Genomic DNA, 16,261 nt, shown 5'->3' with positions numbered 1-16,261 from the left:
CTGGTGTAAAGTCTCTGCTGTTATGTAACTTTTCAAAGTTTCTAATCCTATTATAAACAATTATCTGACTTTTGTGAACAGAAAGAATTCAAAAATTTTATATTACTATAAAATTCCTTATTTGAACATTTGTATAATACTCATAACCGCATAGGCAATTCCAGCCCCAATTAACGGACCAACAGCAACCCCATTAAATAGTGCAACCGCTATAATTGTCCCAAAAACAAGCGCAGTTGTAATGTGAGGATCCGTTGTCAACAATTGTACGCCGCCTTTCGCTAACAAAGCGACCGCTACACCTGAAGCTAAAGCAATCCACGCATAATAAGATTTTGCCGCTTCTCCAAGTTGTTTAAAACCTATTTCCCCCGTCGCAATCGGTACGAGCACCGCTATTGTAATGACCGTTACACCTAGGTTAATTCCTTTCGTTTGTAAATAAGGAAAGACCTTATCTCCTAAAAACGTAAACTTCAATAAAAATAACACACCAATAGCCACAGTAAGCGATTGGTTTTTCGCAATAAGTCCTATAATAAGTAGTATGAATAAAAATAACGTTGACTGACTAATCATGTTTGCACTTCCTTTCTGAAAATAATGAACTCATTTCCAAACAAAAATACCTTTAAACCTATCGTTATACATGATATATCGATGCCTATTCAACATGAATCACTTCATTTTTTATGTATTTTAAAATGATAAATTGAGACTTTCACCATAAAAATTTAAGCGTGTATACATTTTAAAAAACAGGCGTCTCTTCTTTCCTTTCTAATTAGAAACAGGTAAAATAAAAAGAAGAGAAAATGAAGTTTTTACCATATAGTAGAAGCATCAACACCAAGCTTTCACAGTCACTCACATACTGAAAAAGCAGGAAAAATCCATCATTCCACTATAACATAAAGTGAAACTTTAATCAGTGGGGCACACTCGTTATAAGTTGAACGAATTAGGATAATCCAAATTGGAATGGGAGGTATACATCTTTGAACCGAAACTTACTATATATGATATTGCGACTCATATTTGTCATTGTAGCAACGGTAGCTGGGTTTTATGTATTACTATACATGTCAGGGCTTATCTATCCTTTTATTATCGCTTTTGCATTTGCTTATTTGATTAATCCTGTCGTCAATTTCCTTAATCAAAAACTACAATTTCCTCGCGCACTAGCAGTACTCGTTAGCTTAATTCTCGTATTTGGAGCTATCGTTGGACTTGTTACATATCTTGTGACTGAAGCAATATCTGCCACAACATACTTACTACAACTTGTTACAGTAAAGTTTCCAGATATCGTTACATTCGCTCAGCAATTTGCACTTAATCATATTATGCCTCTCTACGATGATTTAATCTCTAAATTTAATCATCTTGGAGAACCACAGCGCTATACAATTACACAAAACATTCAAAACTTAGGAACAGAAGCGACAACACAAATGAAAGAACTTTTAACCGCCATTATAAGCGGGTTAACGAATTTCATTAGTGCACTGCCAACAACTTTAACTGTCCTTGTATTCATTTTATTAGCCACTTTCTTCATTAGTTACGATTGGCACCGTCTTGCTCAGAAAGCAAGAAAATTGCTACCGAATCGTGTACATGGCTATGGAAAAACTATTTTTGTCGACTTAAGAAAAGCTTTGTTTGGTTTTGTGAAAGCACAACTTACACTCGTATCTATGACAACTGTCATTGTACTAATCGGGCTTTTAATATTACGCGTACCATACGCCATTACTATCGCGATTATTACAGGGGTTGTAGATTTACTACCATATTTAGGAACAGGCGCAGTCTTTGTTCCATGGGTTATATACGTATTTTTCACTGGCGATACCGCATTCGCCATTGGTCTTCTCATTTTATACATCGTCGTGATTGTCCAAAGACAAATTATGGAGCCGAAAGTACTTTCATCTAACATCGGTCTCGATCCATTAGCAACACTCGTCGCTCTATTTGTCGGCTTTAAACTTTTTGGCTTTTTAGGATTAATCATCGGCCCAGTCACCTTAGTACTACTTAATACATTACACAAAGCTAATGTCTTCCATGACTTGTGGAAATATATTAAAGGTTCACCTTCAAAATAATAGTTTCTAATTCATACACAACAAAAAACTTACCTGTAATCAGTGGGAAATTCCCACTGATTATTCCTTGTACTTATTTTTCATACTTATTACATAAAACAAGAGAATTGCACTCAAAAAAGATAATTCTCTTGTTTTTTTGCATGAAAAACGCATATTCCGTGGTGTTTTTACATATTTATTCTATTTATTTTATAATTATCATTTACATTTATTACTTTTTATGTAAATGAATAAATATACAAAATAGCATAAAATAAGACTTCAATTAACAATCTCCGCCTTTTTATATGAATTTTTTACACCAATCGTTCCTCTATATAAGAAAGCAAAACTTTAATTTAGCAGTGTTTCCCTCCATCTTATTCACCTAAATTAATAGCACTAAAAAATCACAAGTTTAATCGAAGTACACACAAGAGTTCAAACAAAAATTATATAGCAAATATAATAAGCGAACGTTTTGTTCATCCCCACTCATCATTCGCCCCACATCAGACACTTACGAGCAGCCCAGCTTTGAGATAGAAATTCCACCCCACAAATAGCGCGGTAAAACAAAGCTTCAATCAGCAAGCTCCTCTCCTTTTACAAGACAAAAAAATAGCACTTAGATTTCTACAATCTAAGTGCTATTTCTGAATAATAATAGTAGAATTCTTTCTAAATTTCCATTCCATCCACTTCATAACAAGCGGCTTCAATAAAGCTCTCGTAATAGGGATCACGCAGATAAACCCTAGCATATCTGTCACATACCCAGGAAGCACTAAGAGAATACCTCCTACAAATACAAAAATACCATCTAGTACCGCCTCACCTGGCATTTCCCCTCTATTCAACTTAGATTGAATCTCTCCAAGCACTTTAAACCCTTGTCTTTTCGCCAAATACACACCTACAACACCTGTAAATACAATCATAGCGAACGTAGACCATAAACCTATTACATGACTTGATCCAATTAAGACCGTAATCTCAATCGCCGGTATTAAAATAAACAAGAATAGTAACCACTTCATAGTTCTACACCTCTCTCACATCTCACTTTTAACGCCCTCACAATGCCTATATACATCATATGAAATATAGATACCCTTTCATATTAAAACCCATAACAAACAGCTTTTAAAAGCAATTCTAGGCGCTTCAAGCTAATTTTATCTCGTTTTTGTGTAAAAAAAAAGAGAAGGACTCCGATCCTTCTCTCCGTATTACTTATAGCACTTCCGCATGTCCATTATAAACAATTCCGCGTGCTGCATCAACTGTTACTTCTTGGCCATTTTTTAAAGTTGCTGTTACGCCGTTTACACCAACGATAACAGGAATACCGATTGATACACCTACAACAGCTGCATGGCTTGTTAAGCCACCTTCTTCTACAACTAAAGCTGCAGCTTTTTCGATTGCAGGAATCATATCTTTATCAGTGCTTGTTGTAACAAGGATATCACCTTCATTTACGTTCGCTACAGCTTCAGCAGCTGTTTTTGCTACAACTACTTTACCTTTTGCAGCTTTACGACCGATTCCTTGTCCTTTAGCAATTTCTTCACCAACAACGTGGATTTTCATTAAGTTTGTTGTACCAGTTTCAGCAACTGGAACACCAGCAGTAATCACTACAGTATCTCCAAGTCCGATTAGACCTGCATCCATACCTGTTTGAATTGCTGTATCTAACATTTCGTCAGTTGAAGCTGCGCGCTTCTCAGCCATAAATGCTTGTACACCCCAAACAAGTGCAAGACGACGTCCTACTTGCTCGTCAGATGTTACAGCTACGATTGGAGATTTTGGACGGTATTTAGAGATCATTTTCGCAGTATATCCACTTTCTGTTGGAGCTACGATTGCAGCTACATCAAGAGCAAGTGCTGTATGTGCAACAGATTGGCTAATTGCATCTGTAATTGTTGGAGTGAACTCTTTAATACGTTTTTTGAACATATCTTCATATTGTAATGATTTTTCAACACGTACCGCAATGTTAGCCATCATTGTTACTGCTTCTACTGGGTATTGTCCAGCAGCTGTTTCACCTGAAAGCATGATTGCATCTGTACCATCGAAGATTGCGTTAGCTACGTCACTTGCTTCCGCACGAGTTGGACGTGGGTTACGTTGCATAGAATCTAACATTTGTGTTGCAGTAATAACTGGTTTACCTAACACGTTACATTTTTTAATTAGACGTTTTTGTACTAACGGTACTTCTTCTGGTGGAATTTCTACACCCATGTCACCACGAGCTACCATTAAACCGTCAGAAACTTCTAAGATTGAATCGATGTTGTCGATACCTTCTTGGTTTTCGATTTTTGGTACGATTTGGATGTATTGAGCGTTATGCTCTTCTAATAATTCACGGATTTCTAATACGTCAGACGCTTTACGTACGAATGAAGCTGCAATGAAATCAACTTTTTGCTCGATACCGAAGATGATATCTTTTACGTCTTTTTCAGTGATACCAGGAAGCTTAATGCTTACGTTTGGTACGTTAACACCTTTTTTATTTTTTACAGTTCCGCTGTTAAGAACTTTTGTACGGATGTTTCCATCAGCTTTTTCGATTACTTCTAGTTCGATAAGACCGTCATCGATTAGAATACGAGAACCTGGGTCTACATCGTCATAAAGACCAGCATAAGATACAGAGAACTTCTCTGCAGTACCTAATACTTGCTCAGTAGAAAGAACTACTTCTGCACCTGTTACAAGCTCAGCTTGTCCGTCTACGAAGTCGTGAGTACGGATTTCTGGACCTTTTGTATCAAGTAAGATACCAACTGTTTTACCAGTTTTCTTTGAAGCTTCACGAATGTTTTTAATACGAGCTCCGTGCTCTTCATGGCTACCATGAGAGAAGTTTAAACGAGCAACGTTCATACCTGCTTCGATTAATTGCTCTAATTTTTCAATACTTTCACTAGCAGGACCTATAGTACATACAATTTTAGTTTTACGCATATTGCACCTCCGAAAATTATGAAACCGTTCCCAAATATCTGACATTACGCCGATTAGATGGATAATTCTTTAGATAATTGATACATGTCTTTATCGATTGTATGCTTTTGAGCTAACGCTTCGATAATGTCATGATCAACAAGTTTGTTATCTTGAATACCTACACAACGTCCGCCTTTACCAGCAATTAATAATTCAACTGCTCTTGCGCCAAGACGACTTGCTAATACACGGTCTTGTGCACTTGGTGATCCACCACGTTGTACGTGACCTAATACAGTTACACGAGTATCAAAGTTTGTTGCTTCTTCAATGTGCTTACCGATGTCAATTGCACTTCCAACACCTTCAGCTACAACGATAATACTGTGTTTTTTACCACGTTCACTACCACGCTTCAGACGAGCGATAACATCATCCATGTCATACTCTTCTTCTGGAATTAAGATCGTTTCCGCACCATCAGCTAAACCAGCCCATAATGCGATATCACCAGCGTGACGTCCCATTACTTCGATAACATATGTACGTTCATGAGATGTAGCTGTGTCACGAATTTTATCAATTGCATCAATAACAGTGTTTAAAGCTGTATCGAAACCAATTGTGAAGTCTGTTCCAGGGATATCATTGTCGATTGTACCTGGTACACCAACACATGGGAATCCTTGTTCAGTTAATTTTTTAGCGCCTTGGTAAGAACCATCTCCACCAATAACAACAAGTCCTTCGATACCGTGTTTCTTTAATTGCTCGATACCTTTTAGTCGTACTTCTGGATCTTTAAACTCAGGACATCTTGCTGTATATAATTTTGTACCACCGCGGTGGATAATATCGCCAACAGAACCAAGTTCTAATTTTTCAATGTGACCAGAAATTAATCCAGCGTATCCATGGTAAATACCATATACTTCAATATCATGGAAAATCGCTTTACGAACAACTGCACGAATGGCAGCATTCATACCAGGTGAATCTCCACCACTTGTTAATACACCAATACGTTTCATTTGTACTCACCTCATAAAGATTATTTGCCTTATAATAAAATAACACGAAAAAATATAAAAATACAATGGAGAAGATGTGTCTTTTCATAATAAAAACGTGCATTCGCGAAGTGGAACGCACGCTTTTCTTATTTTATCCAAATGGAAGCGTTTGAAAACGAAACTTGCCCAATTTTCATATATTTTTCATAACGTTTTTCGATTAATTCATCTTTCGAAATTCCGTTTAATTGTTCAAAAGTTTTTCGAATCATTAAGTCTATATTTTCTGACTGTTTCAAAATATTACGGTGAGCTCCGCCTCTTGCTTCTGGAATAATTTCGTCAATTACACCTAATTCTTTCAAATCTGCTGCTGTAATTTTCATTGCCTCTGCAGCTTCCTTTGCTTTTCCTGCATCTTTCCAAAGAATTGCCGCTGCACCCTCTGGTGTAATAACAGAATAAGTGGAATTTTCTAGCATATGAATGTAATCTCCAACTCCAAGGCCTAGCGCACCACCACTACCACCTTCGCCGATAACGATACAAATAACAGGTACCGTTAAACCTGCCATTTCAAATAAATTGCGGGCGATAGCTTCACTTTGACCACGTTCTTCAGCAGCTTTACCAGGATAAGCTCCTTTCGTATCAATAAAACAAATAATAGGACGATTGAACTTTTCCGCCTGCTTCATTAAACGTAATGCTTTTCGATATCCTTCTGGATGAGGCATTCCAAAGTTACGGCGAATATTTTCTTTCGTATCTTTTCCGCGCTGATGCCCAATTACAGTTACAGGCATCCCTTTATATTTCGCAATGCCGCCGACAATCGCTGCATCATCGCCAAATAGACGATCTCCATGACATTCGAAAAAATCAGTAAATAAGTGCTCAATATAATCGAGCGTTGTCGGTCGTTCTGCATGACGAGCAATTTGAACACGGTCCCATACTTTCAGATTGCCGTATATATCTTCCTCTAAATTTTCTAGCTTTTCTTCCAAAATACGAATCTCCTCACTGAAGTCCATCTGGCTGTTTTTCGTATAGTCTTTCAGTTCACGAATCTTATTTCTTAGCTCAACAACTGGTTTTTCAAATTCTAGCTCTGCCATACAGCCATTTCCCCTCCTTGATGAACTTCTAAAATCTTGCGAAGTGATTCTCTCATATCATCACGATGCACCACCGCATCTAATTGACCATGATCTAGTAAGAATTCTGCCGTTTGGAAATCTTCTGGTAGTTTCTCACGCACCGTTTGTTCAATTACACGTCTACCAGCAAATCCGATAAGTGCACCTGGTTCTGCAAGATTATAATCACCAAGTGAAGCGAAACTCGCTGAAACCCCGCCCGTCGTTGGGTGAGTCATAACAGAAATAAATAATCCTCCTGCATTACTATGCTTTTTCAAAGCTACGCTTGTTTTTGCCATTTGCATTAAACTTAATATACCTTCTTGCATACGGGCACCACCCGAAGCAGTAAAGATAATAAATGGAACTTGTAAGTCGTACGCCTTTTCAACCGCACGGGCGATTTTTTCTCCTACTACAGAGCCCATGCTCCCCATTCGAAAACGAGAATCCATTACTGCAACAACAACAAGCATGTCATCAATTGTTCCTTCACCAGTTACAACCGCTTCGTTCAATTCAGTCTTCTTACGATCGCTCTCTAGTTTCTCTTCATAACCTGGAAACTCGAGTGGATTTAATGAAACCATTTCTTTGTCATACTCACGGAATGACCCTTCGTCCAATATACTATCAAGACGTTCCCATGCATTCATAGGATGATGATATCCACAATTCACACATACTTTTAAATTTTTTAGAAGTTCTTTCGTATACATGATTTTTTTACATTCCGGACATTTTGTCATAACGCCATCTGGTACATCTTTTCGTACTTGTTCTGAAGGTATTGCAGCGTACTTTTTCTTTTTCACGAATAAATCTCTTAGCACAATTTGACCCCCTTCGTTGAGAGCTAAGGTTAGCGTAAGAAGAAAATGGGGCTAACACCAAAGTTTGATGTTAGCCTTATCTTCTCAATCTGTCTAATAACCTCACTCTTTACGTTTAACTTTAACCGCTACGCGGTAGAATGTTTGTCATAACGTGTCATGGTCATTTCGACAAATTTTATACATTACGAGTGAAACTGTATATTCTCTACTAATTCATCGTAAATTTTTAGTGCATCATTTTCTTGTTTTTCTTCCAAAGTAGCATAAAGCTTTCTATACATATCGATAGAATCTCTTGAAACTTTACAAGAAAGAGTTGCTACGTAATCATTTACGATCATCCAAATGCGATATAGTAAATAATTATCGACTTGTTCAATAAGTGTTTTAAAGAACGTTTGATGAAGCGTTGGGACTGAGCTTTCATTTCCTTCAAGTACTTGGTGTAATCTACTTAGTACTTTAGAAAACGTTTCTTTCGGTAAATTACATACAATTCGAATCATATCTTTCTCAAGTAATCGTTTCGTTTGTAATAAATCACGAATTGTTTTCTCATCTTGCAATAAGAACGGAGCAATTAATTGTACAAGACCGTTATCATAAAAGTTTCGAATAAACGTCCCTTCACCACGTCTCGTTTCAATCAATCCTACCAGTTCTAAAGCACGCAATGCTTCTCTTACAGAGGAACGTCCTACGTTTAAGCGTGAACTTAACTCACGCTCAGACGGCAAACGATCCCCCGCCACCAAACCATCCTCTTCCATAATGGAACGGATTTTTTTTACAATTTCGAGATATACTTTTGTATTTGATGATGTCAATGGAAATTCCTCGCTTATTCTTTACCAATCAGCGCTAATTGTTTTGTTTTTTCAGCGATCTCATTTGGATCTACTTGACGGCGAGCTACTCCTGTCTCCATTGCTGCTTTTGCAACGTAAGCCGCTACTTGAGGCGCTACACGCGCGTCAAATGGTGCCGGAATGATATAGTCTGCATTTAACTCATCTTCTGCTACAAGCTCAGCAATAGCCTGTACAGCTGCCATCTTCATTTCTTCGTTAATTTGTGTCGCATGTACGTCAAGTGCACCGCGGAAAATACCAGGGAACGCCAGTACATTATTTACTTGGTTCGGGAAGTCAGAACGACCTGTTCCAACAACAGCTGCGCCCGCTGCTTTTGCCAATTCTGGCATAATTTCTGGAACTGGATTCGCCATTGCAAAAATAATCGCATCGTCATTCATTGTACGAACCATCTCTTCTGTTAATGCACCTTCTGCAGATACACCAAGGAATACGTCCGCACCTTGTACAACATCAGCTAAAGAACCTTCTATACGATTCTTATTTGTATATTTTGCAACTTCATCCTTCACCGGATTCATACCTGTAGGACGACCATCATAGATTGCGCCTTTACGGTCACACATAATAATGTCGCGTACACCATAGCGATATAAAAGTTTAATAATTGCAATACCTGCTGCACCTGCGCCATTTGCGACAACTTTAATGTCAGACATTTTCTTTCCAACTAATTTCAGTGCATTTACAAGACCTGCTACTGTTACAATAGCTGTTCCGTGTTGATCATCATGGAAGATAGGAATATTTGTTTCTTTTTTCAAACGCTCTTCAATAATGAAGCAGTTTGGTGCTGCGATATCTTCTAAGTTAACGCCGCCAAAAGTTGGCTCCATTAATTTTACAGTTTCAACAATTTTATCTACATCGTTTGTATTTAAGGCAATTGGGAATGCATCTACACCAGCAAAGCTCTTGAATAATACAGCTTTACCTTCCATTACTGGAAGAGATGCTTCAGGTCCAATGTTACCAAGACCAAGTACAGCTGTTCCATCTGTCACAACTGCTACCATATTTCCCTTCATCGTATATTCATATACCTTACTTTTATCGTCATAAATTTCTTTACAAGGTTCTGCAACCCCTGGAGAATATGCAAGACTTAAATCTTTTGCATTTTCTACTTTTACTTTTGATACAGTTTCTAATTTTCCTTGATGCACTTTATGCATGTGAAGTGCTTCTTCACGAAGTGTTGACAAACTATCCACTCTCCTCAAATTATTCTTGCTGATATCAATTTCTCCAAGTGGTCTGACCACGAACACTACTACTATAATAATCGAAGTGTAGGGAAATTGTCCATTATATTTTCACAACTACATTTTCTTCCCCGACAATTTCACGAAGTGCTCCTAAACATTCTTCACTTGGATGAATCGATAAACTCCGAGATAATTGTACCATTTTATGTTCCTTTTCATAATAAATTAGTACTTTCGCAAAACCTGAATAGTCGAACAATATTTTCGTAACCTGATTTAAAAGCTTTTTCTCATACTGAGACGGCAATTTCACGTAAACAGATGCGTCTTTCTTTTCTTCATAAACATCCATTTCCTCTAGCGGATATAGTCCATTTACAATCCATTGCAGCTTATGATTTCTTAGCTCAATCGTACCGTCAACTAAAACAATTGCTCCTTCTTGCAACTTATCCGAGAAATGTATATACGTTTCCGGGAAGAGGACCGCTTCCATTTCATCATTTTGATCACAGAATGTAATAAATGCCATCTTTTGAAACTTTTTCGTACGAATCACTCTCACACTTGTTATATACACAATAGCTCTTTGTACTTTTTTCTTGTGTCGCATCGCCTGAGCGAGAGATGGAATTTCTAATTCTTTTGCTAACTTCACATATTGCGCTGTCGGATAACTTGATAAATAAAAGCCAAGCGCTTCCTTCTCTTTATTTAGTTGTTCAATAAAAGATAACCCTTCTCCTTGTACATATTTTGATTTTGGAACAGCATCTCCTAAATCACGTGCGAGATTCGCGTACTCTAACGCCCCTTTAATACTTTTCCATAAATTCGTTCTCGAAACACCAAAATCGTCAAAACATCCCGACCAGACGAAAGCTTCTAAATTACGCTCCGTTACGAACTTTGACGGCATACGAAGACAAAATTCAAATAAATCTTCGAACATTTTTTTCTCTCGTTCTTCTAATAATGCCGTCACTGTAGCCATTCCAATATTTCGGATCGAAAGTAAACTGTAACGTATCGCATTCCCTTCTATTTGGAAGTTGTAGCCACTCCTCTGAAGAGACGGTGGCAAAACGTGAAAACCTTTCCGCTTCGTTTCTCGTATATACTGTACAATCTTATCTTCATTTCCAATTGCGCTTGATAATAATGCCGTCATAAATTCCAGCGTATAATTCGCTTTCAAATAGGCAAGCTGATATCCGATCATACTGTAAGCTACAGCGTGACTTCGGTTAAAACCGTAATTCGCAAATCTTACAATTAAATCATAAATTTTCTCTGCGGATGTCTCATCATAACCATTTCGCAAACATCCTTGGACGAAATGCTTACGTTCCTGATCTAAAATATCACGATTTTTTTTACTCACCGCACGGCGCAGTAAATCTGCTTCTCCGAGCGAAAAACCAGCTAACTTCGATGCAATTTGCATAATTTGTTCTTGGTATACAATGACGCCGTATGTTCTTTCTAAAATCGGCTTTAAATCCGGATGTAAATATTCAATTTTTCTTTTTCCATGTTTCGATTCAATAAAAGTCGGTATCTGTTCCATCGGTCCTGGTCTGTATAACGAGTTAACAGCTACGATATCTTCAAACTCATTCGGTTTTAACCCGCGAAGTACATTTCGCATACCACCCGACTCAAGCTGGAATACACCTGTTGTATCCCCTCTCCCTAATAATTGGAACGTCTTTTCATCTTGAAGAGGTAAGTTTCTTATATCGATTTCTTTCCCTGTTTTGTTCGCGATAAATTTTATAATATTTTCAAGTAACGTTAAATTACGTAATCCTAAAAAGTCCATCTTAAGCAAACCAAGTTCTTCTAGCGCATCGGCTGGATATTGCGTAACATAAACATCGTTATGTCCTTCTTGAATTGCTACACTTCCTGTTAGCGGTTCTTGACTCATAATAACACCAGCCGCATGAATAGACGTATGACGTGGTAAACCTTCTACACGTTTTGCGATTTCAAATACACGCTCATGCAGAAGATTCCCTTGTATAAACTCACGAAGTGATTGTGATTCTTCATATGCATCTTTTAACGTTATACCAAGCTTTGATGGAATAAGTTTTGAAAATATATCAATATCTCGCGGCGGAAGCCCCATTACGCGAGCAATGTCTCTAATTGCCGCTTTTGCTGCAAGCGTACCAAACGTTACAATTTGCGCAACACGGAGCTGACCGTATTTATCTTTCACATATCGAATCATCTCATCACGTCTTACGTCTGGAAAATCAATATCAATATCGGGAAGCGTCACACGTTCAGGATTTAAAAACCTTTCAAATAATAGATCGTATTCAATTGGATCAATATCTGTAATTTCTAATACGTATGAAACGAGTGAACCAGCTGCCGATCCACGACCTGGTCCTGTTAGAATATGATTTTCATGTGCATACTTCATAAAATCCCATACGATGAGGAAATAATCACTAAATCCCATACGAGAAATAACATTTAATTCATGATCCAAACGCTTTATATGCACTTCTTTCGGTTCACCATATCGTTTCCGCAAACCTTCTTCACAAACACGACGCAAGTATATATCACTCGTTTCATTAGACGGAACAGGAAACTTCGGAAGTTGATTTACATGGAACGGTATTTCTACTTGGCAACGCTCTGCAATTTTTATTGTATTTTGGATTGCTTCCGGCGCATGGGAAAATAGTGCTTCCATTTCATCCGATGACTTTAAATAATACTGATCTGTTTTCAGCCTCGGCCTATCTGGATCAGTCATTTTCGTTCCACTTTCAACAGATAGTAAACATTCGTGAACAAGCGCGTCACTTTGATTGATATAGCGCACATCGTTTGTTGCAACGACTGGAATATTAACCCTACTAATAAATTCAGGTAGTTTCTCTTGTAAAAGCAACTCATCTTGAATCGCATGATGCTGCAAACTCATATAAAAATGGCCAAACATATTTTGATACGTGCGAGCTACTTCTTCAGCCTGACTCTCATTGTCTTCTAGTAATAATTGCTCAATTTCGCCATCTTTACCTGGTGAAATTGCAATTAATCCTTTCGCATAATGCGCAAGCCACTTCTTAGGAATACCTTCTTTGGACTTTGTCATAATACTGCTAGAAATCTTTAATAAATTTTGGTAGCCTATTTCATTCTCAGCAAGTAATACAAGCGGATAAGACCTTTCTTCTTCTTCACTAAAAATAGAAGCGGTTAATCCAATAACAGGCTGTATACCATGTTTCTTACATGCTTTATAAAACGGAATAACGCCATACATAACATTTTCATCCGTAATAGCCAGCGATGAAAAACCGAGTTCTTTCGCCCTGACTACAAGCTCATCAATTTTACAAGCACTTTTTAATAAACTAAAAACGGTTTGACATTGTAAATGCACAAACTTCACTGTTGTACCCTCTCTTTACCTATTTGACTACTTTTATTATAGGTGATGAGGAAAGCGGAAATCAAAACATACTTCTTATACTTTGTCCATATATATGAAGAAGAAAGGGGAATGACGATGGATGTAAGAGAACATACTTTTTTCTCTCTGCTTATTATTAGTTATTTTATTGCCTTTGGGGTTATACTTGGCGGTTCATTAATTGGTGGATTTGGTGCGTTTCTTATCGGAAAACCAGCTCTAACTTACATTAATCAATTCGCCCAAAATTTAAGAATTTGGGCACTCGTTGCAGCAATCGGCGGAACATTCGATACCTTTTATAGCTTTGAAAGAAGTTTCTTTGGCGGAGATATGAAAGATATCGTAAAGCAAATTCTCCTTATTTTTTTCGCAACTGGTGGTATGCAAACAGGTCTCATTATTATTAAATGGCTAACGCAGGAACATGTATGAGAGTACCAAGTGCCAATACAGCAAAAAGATGGTACTTAGTATTAGCTGGGGCTGCTGTTGGAGGCGTGTTGAGCTGGTTTATTTTTTTGTACATATACGGTGTTTTTCAAGAAGAACAAGCTAGTAAAATAGCAGAACAAAGAGAAATTATAGAAAAACAAGAAGCAAAGCTCCACGTCCTTCTCGAAGATCAAGAAAAATTGAACACTGAAAATAAACGGCTCTTAACCATTCAAGAGATTAAAATAAAACTTATCAATCGAGAAAAATACGATTTAGACAATCTCACACTCGAAAATATGACTACATCTATCCATAATGACCTCCAACATCTTTTAACCAAAAACATTCAAAGTATCGCCAAAAATAAAGACCTACTTAAAAAGGTAATCGAAAATAAAACGTACAAACATTACGATCGGCTATACCGTTTTAAAGTCGATACAATATCTTTTGATACAGTGCTTGAAATTAGCATTACTATAGAGAAAGAAAAATAAAGAAGGAGGGCTTTAGCGCCGCTCCTTCTTTTCGTTCTAACATATAGTCTCTTATTTACAAATCTCACGTAAATCAGCAAAAAGACGATCCGCTTCTTCCCAAGAAGATGCCTTCGCACCAGAAGCCATCGGATGCCCCCCGCCGTTATATTGCATTGCTAATTTGTTTATAACTGGTCCTTTTGAACGAAGACGAACACGAATTACGTCGTCTTCCTCTAAAAATAGAACCCACGCCTTTAATCCATCAATATTGCCAAGCGCTCCAACAACACCAGATGCTTCAGAAGGAAGTACATCAAACTCTTCTAATACTTCTTTCGTTAATTTAATGTAAGCTGCTCCTTCTTCTACCATCGTAAAGTTTTGTAAAATATAACCGTTTAAACGAGCAATTTTTTCTTTTGTCTTATACATCTCATTGTATAAATCTGTGAATTTCACACCCATGTCAACAAGCTCACTTACGTAACGAAGTGTTTTTGCTGTCGTATTCGGGAATAAGAAACGACCTGTATCTCCAACAATTCCTGCTAAAATAAGGCGGGCTGCTTCTTTTGTTATTTTTAATCCTTTATCTTTTCCATAGTTATAAAACTCATAAATCATTTCACTTGTAGAACTCGCTGTCGTATCTACCCACGTAATATCTCCATATGGATCTTCATTTGGATGATGATCAATTTTAATTAACATCTTCCCTTTTGTATAGCGTTGATCGTCAACACGTTCTTGATTCGCAGTATCACAAACAATAACAAGCGCATTTTCGTATACACTATCTTCAATATCATCCATTACTCGTAAGTATGCTAGTGACGGCTCATTGTACCCAACCGTATAAATATTTTTCTCTGGAAACGATTCTTGTAGAATTGTACCAAGACCACCCTGTGAACCTAACGCATCTGGATCCGGACGCACGTGGCGATGAATAATAATTGTATCAAACTCTTTAATTGCTCCTAAAATTTGCTCATGCATATGTATAATCTCCTTTTTAATCAACTTCTTCACTTTATCCTCCATTATAACGGAAAGTATTTCATACATGCGAACAATTGCTTTATAATAAAAGTTAGAAAGTTTAGATATTTCTTTTTCTTTTCTATTATTTTTCACAAAGCGATGGGAGTGTTCATTATGCCAGTATTAGTCTTCTGTATTATCGTCTCATTTATGTTGTATCTCTTTTACAAAACAAAATACTTTCGTACAAACCGCCCAATGGAGAAAGGTTGGCTCTCAGGAAAATCCGCAATGGCACTCGGTTCATTCGTTTTATTTTTCGGGATAAACCAATTCTTTTTAGAACTTTCAACCGCTCGTATTATCGTTGGTGTTTTATTCGTTCTATTTGGTAGTGCAAGTGTATTTAACGGGTTTCGCCAATACAAACATTTCTTGCCATTAGCAGTTAAAGAAGCTGAAGTCTATGAAGCAACGTAAAAAAGCATCAATATTGTGATGCTTTTTTACGTCCCTTAACTTTCAAAATCATATACGCAACAAACGCAGATGGTATATTAAATGGGTTCCCTTGTACGTGAAAATGTAATTGTTCTTCTCCAAAAGACATTTTTTCATATAGCTCTCGCTGAGATAATCCTGTCTTTTCCTTTTTTTCATGTAAACCTTGTAAATATAAATATTGAATCGGTATCATTACAAGAAAGTAAAATAGTGCGATACTACCAAAAAAGAGTACGGCTGACGACATAATGCA

At 37.2% G+C, this 16,261-nt stretch carries 15 protein-coding genes; 4 read left to right on the top strand and 11 right to left on the bottom strand.

Going from position 1 to position 16,261, the window contains the following annotated elements:
• Positions 1 to 117: 117 nt before the first annotated feature.
• A complete protein-coding gene (locus ACTFO4_RS01500; protein ID WP_000625507.1) occupies positions 118 to 579 on the bottom strand; it encodes a DUF441 domain-containing protein in 462 nt (153 codons plus the stop codon).
• Positions 580 to 998: 419 nt separating this feature from the next.
• Between ACTFO4_RS01500 and ytvI the strand changes: the two genes are divergently transcribed.
• Entirely contained in the window at positions 999 to 2,117 is a 1,119-nt protein-coding gene (gene ytvI / locus ACTFO4_RS01495) for a sporulation integral membrane protein YtvI (RefSeq protein WP_001081388.1), read from the top strand.
• 632 nt (positions 2,118 to 2,749) lie between these two features.
• On the opposite strand, the gene ACTFO4_RS01490 is transcribed toward ytvI, so the two are convergent.
• From ACTFO4_RS01490 to dnaE, 8 genes are all read right to left on the bottom strand, one after another.
• Entirely contained in the window at positions 2,750 to 3,139 is a 390-nt protein-coding gene (locus tag ACTFO4_RS01490; RefSeq protein ID WP_000871628.1) for an FxsA family protein, read from the bottom strand.
• A 196-nt stretch (positions 3,140 to 3,335) separates the two neighbouring features.
• The gene (gene pyk, locus ACTFO4_RS01485; protein ID WP_001232673.1) at positions 3,336 to 5,093 is read right to left on the bottom strand and encodes a pyruvate kinase; all 1,758 of its coding nucleotides are present in this window, start codon (positions 5,091 to 5,093) and stop codon (positions 3,336 to 3,338) included.
• Positions 5,094 to 5,146: 53 nt separating this feature from the next.
• Positions 5,147 to 6,106 carry a 6-phosphofructokinase gene (pfkA, locus tag ACTFO4_RS01480; protein ID WP_000821157.1) on the bottom strand — a complete coding sequence of 320 codons (960 nt, stop codon included), beginning with the start codon at positions 6,104 to 6,106 and terminating at the stop codon, positions 5,147 to 5,149.
• A gap of 128 nt (positions 6,107 to 6,234) precedes the next feature.
• Positions 6,235 to 7,209: an acetyl-CoA carboxylase carboxyl transferase subunit alpha gene (gene accA, locus ACTFO4_RS01475; RefSeq protein WP_000818804.1), complete on the bottom strand. Its 975-nt coding sequence runs from the start codon at positions 7,207 to 7,209 to the stop codon at positions 6,235 to 6,237.
• A complete protein-coding gene (gene accD, locus ACTFO4_RS01470) occupies positions 7,197 to 8,066 on the bottom strand; it encodes an acetyl-CoA carboxylase, carboxyltransferase subunit beta (protein ID WP_000942856.1) in 870 nt (289 codons plus the stop codon). Before accD ends, accA begins: the two co-directional genes overlap by 13 nt.
• Positions 8,067 to 8,251: 185 nt before the next feature.
• Complete coding sequence (locus ACTFO4_RS01465) at positions 8,252 to 8,896, bottom strand: FadR/GntR family transcriptional regulator (RefSeq protein ID WP_000204448.1); 645 nt, start codon at positions 8,894 to 8,896, stop codon at positions 8,252 to 8,254.
• A 14-nt stretch (positions 8,897 to 8,910) separates the two neighbouring features.
• The gene (locus ACTFO4_RS01460; protein WP_440013345.1) at positions 8,911 to 10,119 is read right to left on the bottom strand and encodes an NAD(P)-dependent malic enzyme; all 1,209 of its coding nucleotides are present in this window, start codon (positions 10,117 to 10,119) and stop codon (positions 8,911 to 8,913) included.
• A gap of 133 nt (positions 10,120 to 10,252) precedes the next feature.
• Positions 10,253 to 13,579 carry a DNA polymerase III subunit alpha gene (gene dnaE / locus ACTFO4_RS01455; protein WP_440013237.1) on the bottom strand — a complete coding sequence of 1,109 codons (3,327 nt, stop codon included), beginning with the start codon at positions 13,577 to 13,579 and terminating at the stop codon, positions 10,253 to 10,255.
• Positions 13,580 to 13,621: 42 nt separating this feature from the next.
• Between dnaE and ACTFO4_RS01450 the strand changes: the two genes are divergently transcribed.
• Both ACTFO4_RS01450 and ytrI read left to right on the top strand, forming a co-directional pair.
• Entirely contained in the window at positions 13,622 to 14,035 is a 414-nt protein-coding gene (locus tag ACTFO4_RS01450) for a YtrH family sporulation protein (protein WP_002005839.1), read from the top strand.
• Positions 14,032 to 14,535, top strand: a complete 504-nt coding sequence (gene ytrI / locus ACTFO4_RS01445; protein ID WP_001265736.1) for a sporulation membrane protein YtrI — start codon at positions 14,032 to 14,034, stop codon at positions 14,533 to 14,535. Before ACTFO4_RS01450 ends, ytrI begins: the two co-directional genes overlap by 4 nt.
• Positions 14,536 to 14,586: 51 nt before the next feature.
• Here ytrI and ACTFO4_RS01440 read toward each other — a convergent pair whose 3' ends face one another.
• Positions 14,587 to 15,519, bottom strand: coding sequence for a DHH family phosphoesterase (locus ACTFO4_RS01440; RefSeq protein WP_000545136.1), 933 nt, complete (start codon positions 15,517 to 15,519; stop codon positions 14,587 to 14,589).
• A 159-nt stretch (positions 15,520 to 15,678) separates the two neighbouring features.
• On the opposite strand from ACTFO4_RS01440, the gene ACTFO4_RS01435 reads away from it, so the two are divergent.
• Positions 15,679 to 15,984, top strand: coding sequence for a YtpI family protein (locus ACTFO4_RS01435; protein WP_001144776.1), 306 nt, complete (start codon positions 15,679 to 15,681; stop codon positions 15,982 to 15,984).
• 7 nt (positions 15,985 to 15,991) lie between these two features.
• Here the strand turns inward: ACTFO4_RS01435 and ACTFO4_RS01430 are convergent, their stop codons facing one another.
• Positions 15,992 to 16,255 carry a DUF3949 domain-containing protein gene (locus ACTFO4_RS01430; RefSeq protein WP_000093045.1) on the bottom strand — a complete coding sequence of 88 codons (264 nt, stop codon included), beginning with the start codon at positions 16,253 to 16,255 and terminating at the stop codon, positions 15,992 to 15,994.
• Positions 16,256 to 16,261: the final 6 nt, after the last annotated feature.

This window comes from Bacillus cereus group sp. MYBKT14-1 (assembly GCF_051915185.1).
GTDB classification, from domain to species: Bacteria; Bacillota; Bacilli; order Bacillales; family Bacillaceae_G; genus Bacillus_A; species Bacillus_A cereus.
This window is presented reverse-complemented; position numbering and strand designations above follow the sequence as displayed.

Bases quoted from the DNA above. Each gene is read 5' to 3' on its own strand.
- ACTFO4_RS01440 (WP_000545136.1), bottom strand. From the start codon at position 15,519: ATGCATGAGCAAATTTTAGGAGCAATTAAAGAGTTTGATACAATTATT.
- accA (WP_000818804.1), bottom strand. From the start codon at position 7,209: ATGGCAGAGCTAGAATTTGAAAAACCAGTTGTTGAGCTAAGAAATAAG.
- ACTFO4_RS01460 (WP_440013345.1), bottom strand. From the start codon at position 10,119: ATGCATAAAGTGCATCAAGGAAAATTAGAAACTGTATCAAAAGTAAAA.
- ACTFO4_RS01500 (WP_000625507.1), bottom strand. From the start codon at position 579: ATGATTAGTCAGTCAACGTTATTTTTATTCATACTACTTATTATAGGA.
- ACTFO4_RS01435 (WP_001144776.1), top strand. From the start codon at position 15,679: ATGCCAGTATTAGTCTTCTGTATTATCGTCTCATTTATGTTGTATCTC.
- ACTFO4_RS01490 (WP_000871628.1), bottom strand. From the start codon at position 3,139: ATGAAGTGGTTACTATTCTTGTTTATTTTAATACCGGCGATTGAGATT.
- pyk (WP_001232673.1), bottom strand. From the start codon at position 5,093: ATGCGTAAAACTAAAATTGTATGTACTATAGGTCCTGCTAGTGAAAGT.
- pfkA (WP_000821157.1), bottom strand. From the start codon at position 6,106: ATGAAACGTATTGGTGTATTAACAAGTGGTGGAGATTCACCTGGTATG.
- ACTFO4_RS01430 (WP_000093045.1), bottom strand. From the start codon at position 16,255: ATGTCGTCAGCCGTACTCTTTTTTGGTAGTATCGCACTATTTTACTTT.
- ytrI (WP_001265736.1), top strand. From the start codon at position 14,032: ATGAGAGTACCAAGTGCCAATACAGCAAAAAGATGGTACTTAGTATTA.